Below are 4,321 nucleotides of genomic sequence, written 5' to 3'. Positions count from 1 at the left end.
GTCACGAACCGGCGCGGTTCGTGACGGGCGCGGGACACCCGGTTCGTTCCGGGCTGAGCGATATCGGCGAGAGACCGCCCATGGGATGACCGCCGGCGGGATGACGGCCGCCGGGCCACGTTGGGCGCGGGGCGGCACGCGAGCCGCGAGTCCTCGCGTGTCGCCCCGCCCCGGTCGCACCTCTGCCGCCCGGGCGGGATCGGGGGCCGGACGGCAGAGGTAGGGATGGAAAGTCCGCCCTGCCAACGGACGTTCCGGCCGCCCTGTTCGGCGACGTCTGGCTTGGGTGGCCCGCCCGCCCGGCTGGGGGGGGTAAGCGGGGGAACGGGCGGGCCAGAACACCGGTCCGGGGCTCCTGGCGCGAACTCCGGTCGGCATTCACCCTGTAAGTCACGCGACGCGGCAACCGCGTTGCCGTGATTTACAAGATTTTTTAGGACGGGCGGCGGGCGGGTCCGACGAGTTCCGCGGCCGGCGGGCGATGGCGGGTGACGACCACCGCACCTACGGCGCTCAGCGCGGAGGTAGCGTCTCAGTCGTGCGCAGGGTGCTGTTCTCACCGTCCTGGCTACTTCGCCATCTGCTCGCGGCAGGCCTGATCGTTTTCTTCATGTACATGGGCCGCTGGCAGTGGTCGAAGGGCGAGTCGAGCCATGGCACCCTGCAGAACCTCTTCTACGGCATCGAATGGTGGATCTTCACCGCGTTCGTGCTGTACCTCTGGGCCAAGATGATCATCGAGGAGATCCGCCCCAGCACGCCTCAGTCGGCGGGAGCCGCGGACATCGGCGCGAATGATGACGCGGGAGCCCTCTCGACCGAGGCGCTCCTCAGGAGCGCGGTCCCGGCGACCTTGGCCGTTTCACCCCCCGACGACGAGGATCCCGACGACGCGGAGCTGGACGCCTACAACCGCTACCTCGCCGAGCTGCGCGCGCGGGACACGGCCTGACGCTCCATGAACCGCCCACTCCCCGGCGTGCCCGACCTCCAGACCGCCCCGACGACGATGCCGGAGATCAACCGATGACCTCACCGAGCAGGGAGCCGGCCACCGTCACGACGGCGCCCCCCGCTTCCGACGAGCCGCGACCGGCGCGGACCTCCCAGCCGGCCGCCCGCGTCGGCTCCGCCACTCGGCCGGTCACACCGGCCGCGATCGCCAAGGCGCTGGGGCGCTACCGGGTCCTCGCCTACGTCGTGGGCGTGGTGCTCATCACGCTGGTGCTCGTCGCGATGCCGCTGAAGTACGCCGCGGACACTCCCCAGCTGGTCCGGGCCATCGGGCCGATCCACGGCGTGCTGTACATCGTGTACCTGCTCGCCACCTTCGACCTGGCGACGAAGGCGCGCATCCCGGGACGGCGGATGATCCTGGTGATGCTGGCGGGCACCGTGCCGTTCGTCTCGTTCATCGCCGAGCGCTCGGTGACCCGCGAGGTACGCGCCAGCGCCGAGGCCAGCGCGCCGGCGAGCTGACAGGCCGCGCCTGGACGGTCCGTCTCCCCCGCGCCGGACCGCCGGCCGTTCGGCGGGCGAACCGGCGCCGCGGTCAGTCGCCGCGGGCCACGTCCGGCGTCAGCTGGTCCGCCGGGCGTGGCACCAGCCGCAGCACCGGTGACCGGGGGCGCGGCGGGCGGCGGGTGAGGGCGACCGAGATCCCCTCGCCCGGCGCGAGCTGACGCACCCGGCCAAGCCGGCGGGGGCGGGGCGGCACCCGCGGGTCGCGCGGCTCCGGCTCGGCCGCCCACGAGCCCGCCCCATGGGCGCCGACCAGCCGCGGCCCCCGCTCCGCCGGGCTCGGGAGAATGCCCAGCCACGGCGCGCGGGCGGCGGCGAGCAACTGCGTCTGCTCGGTGCCGAACGCGACGTGCCGCCCGTCCGACCAGGTCAGCAGGTCGGCGGCGCGCCGACCGGTCCGGGCGATCAACATCCGTCGCGCGGCCGGGTCCCAGACCACGACGAGCTTGTCGGGAGCGAGCCCGCGCAGGCACCGCTCCCCCACCTCGCGGTACGCGGCGGCCACCCGGCACGCCACGGTGCAGCCGTCCCGGCCGCCGTCGGCCACGCCGCCGCCGTCAGCCACGCCGTCACCGTCGGCCATGCCGCCGCCGTCAGCCATGCCGCCGCCGTCAGCCGGGTAGCCGTCGGCGCGGCCGCCCGGCTCGACGCCGCCCGCGTGGTCGTGGTCGACGCCCCCGGCCGATGCCGGCGCTGGCCCGGCCGGGCCGGCGGGCCGGCCGGCGAGGCGCAGCGGCCCGCGCGCCAGGCGGGGAGCCGTGATGACCACGGCCACCAGCCCCTGGTCGTCGACCACGATCGGTGGAATCGGGTCGCCCGCGGCGTCGGCGGCGGTGACGACGCCGAACGGCCCGTCGAGATGGACCCCGCGGACCGCCGGCAGGCCGAGCGAGGACGAGGCGAGCATCGCGGTGAGGGTGGACCGGCGAACGTCGGCGCCATCCAGCCGTAGCAGACCGCATACGATCACGCCCGCTCCTCCTCCCTGCCGCAAGGTGCTGGCACCGACCGTCACCTGGCGGTGCCGCCGCTCGGCGCGAGTGTCGCCGCGCCGGCGCCCTCGCGATCGGCCGGACGACGGTCGAGGCCACGCCCAGCGACGGAAAGTAGCAGGTGAGCGGACCCCTGACCGGGCCGTTGCCCGAATTCGGGCCATCCGCCCGAGTTCCCCGGCTCACGATCATCAGGGGGCCACGTCGACCCAAACCGGAAAATCTTGGGGCATATCCGACCTCAATCGCGCATTCACGCGCGATGTACGCGCACACGCGCGCCGAGACGTAAGTACGTGCCTTCCGGTGGTCCTTAGGTCCTCGCCCGGCCGCAGACGGGATAGGACACATAGTGACACCGACGTCACGTGGCAAGGACAACATTATGATCATGACCGCCACCGGCCCGCTAGCGCAGCTGACCTCGATGGCCGCCGAGCCGGCCGTGGCGGACGAGATCACCTCGCCCTGCGGTCCGAGCATCGCGGTCTCCTACCTGCTGGCGGCGTTCGCCATGCTCGCGGCCCTCGTCAGCGCGGCGCGGATCCTGTGCCCCCCGCGCACTCGCCTGACACGGCGCGTGCGCGGCGCCGTCTGGATCACGGCAGCCGCGATCGCGATCGGCGCCGGCGTCTGGTCCGCGCAACTGGCGGGCAGCGTGTCGTGCGCCGACCGCGACACCGCGCTGTTCGACCCGCGGCTGGTCATCCTGAGCGCGCTCCTCGTCCCACTGGTGACCGGGATCGGACTGAGCATCGTGGCCGCCGATCCCGCGAACTCCCGGCGGTTGCTTCTCGGCGGTGTGATCAGCGGGACCGGCTGGTCCGTGGCGTCATTCCTGACGATCGCGGCGCTCGGCGCCAGTGAGGCGCTCGACTACGACTTCCTCCTGGTGGCGCTGTCGATCGTGATGAACGTGGGGACCGCCACCGTCTTCTGCTGGGTCGCGTTCCACCTGCGCGGCCGCCAGGGAGCCCGCCGGACCAGCGGCAGGGCCCCCGCCGGATCGGCGGAGGCCATCCGGCGGGTCGGCGATCCGACGGGGACCCCGGGAGATCTACGGAAGGCCGTCGTCGCCGCCCTGCTGCTGGGCGCCGCCCTGCGCGGCGGGTACTACACGGCGCTCGCCGCCTCCCGGCGCAGCCCCGTCTCCGGCCCGGCCTGGGCACCCGAGCTCGACCCGTTCGCCCTCGGCCTCGTCACCGCCGCGGGATCGACGATCGTGCTCATGTTCATCGCGGTCGCGGCGGTCGGTGGCCTGCTGCCACCGCGGTCCGCGGCCTGGATGCCGGCCCAGCGACGGGCCGCGGCGGTTCCGGCGAGCGAGGCTCCCCTGGCGGACGCCGGCTCCCGCGACGCCGACGACGCGCGCCAGGCCGCGAGCCCTGGCACCATCCCGGCCACCGGGACCATGCCCGAGGACCCGCCGCCGGCGGTGTCCGGGACGGCCACCGGGCGCCTGCCCGGCGAGGCCACCAGGCGCCCGGCCGGCGACGCGACCAGGCGCCCGGCCGGCGACGCCACGAGGCGCCTGCCAGGCGAGGCCGCCGCGACTCCCGCGGCGGAGGCGGCCGTAGCCGCCCTCGTCGACCTGACCTACGAGGAACGGACATACGTCGACCTGACGCGCGACGAGCTGGCCGACGACGCCGTCGAGCTCCTGGAGCTGGCTGACGACGACGCGGGCGCCGGGTCGACCAAGGCCGCCATCGAGGACGTCCTTGCCGTCGACCCACTCGCCGCCGCACTGGCCGACACGTCGTTCGCCATGGGCCCGGCGGGCACCACGGCCGGCCCGGCGGCCGTGG

Annotated in this window: 4 protein-coding genes; 3 read left to right on the top strand and 1 reads right to left on the bottom strand. The window is 74.4% G+C overall.

Annotation, left to right across the window (positions count from 1 at the left end; all coding sequences use genetic code 11):
- Positions 1–538 precede the first annotated feature (538 nt).
- Together I6A81_RS40525 and I6A81_RS40520 are read left to right on the top strand one after the other, a co-directional pair.
- Positions 539–952, top strand: a complete 414-nt coding sequence (locus I6A81_RS40525; protein ID WP_203007815.1) for a hypothetical protein — start codon at positions 539–541, stop codon at positions 950–952.
- 74 nt (positions 953–1,026) lie between these two features.
- Positions 1,027–1,479 carry a DUF3817 domain-containing protein gene (locus I6A81_RS40520; RefSeq protein ID WP_203007820.1) on the top strand — a complete coding sequence of 151 codons (453 nt, stop codon included), beginning with the start codon at positions 1,027–1,029 and terminating at the stop codon, positions 1,477–1,479.
- Positions 1,480–1,552: 73 nt separating this feature from the next.
- Here the strand turns inward: I6A81_RS40520 and I6A81_RS40515 are convergent, their stop codons facing one another.
- Entirely contained in the window at positions 1,553–2,491 is a 939-nt protein-coding gene (locus tag I6A81_RS40515; protein ID WP_203007822.1) for a hypothetical protein, read from the bottom strand.
- A gap of 407 nt (positions 2,492–2,898) precedes the next feature.
- Here I6A81_RS40515 and I6A81_RS40510 point away from each other — a divergent pair.
- The coding region (locus tag I6A81_RS40510; RefSeq protein ID WP_203010503.1) for an MHYT domain-containing protein at positions 2,899–4,321 on the top strand (1,423 nt) is incomplete at its 3' end.

It is taken from the genome of Frankia nepalensis (genome assembly GCF_016786325.1).
In the GTDB taxonomy this organism is placed as follows: Bacteria; Actinomycetota; Actinomycetes; order Frankiales; family Frankiaceae; genus Pseudofrankia; species Pseudofrankia nepalensis.
The sequence above is the reverse complement of the archived record's forward strand: the minus strand, read 5'-3'. Positions and strand labels throughout refer to the sequence as shown.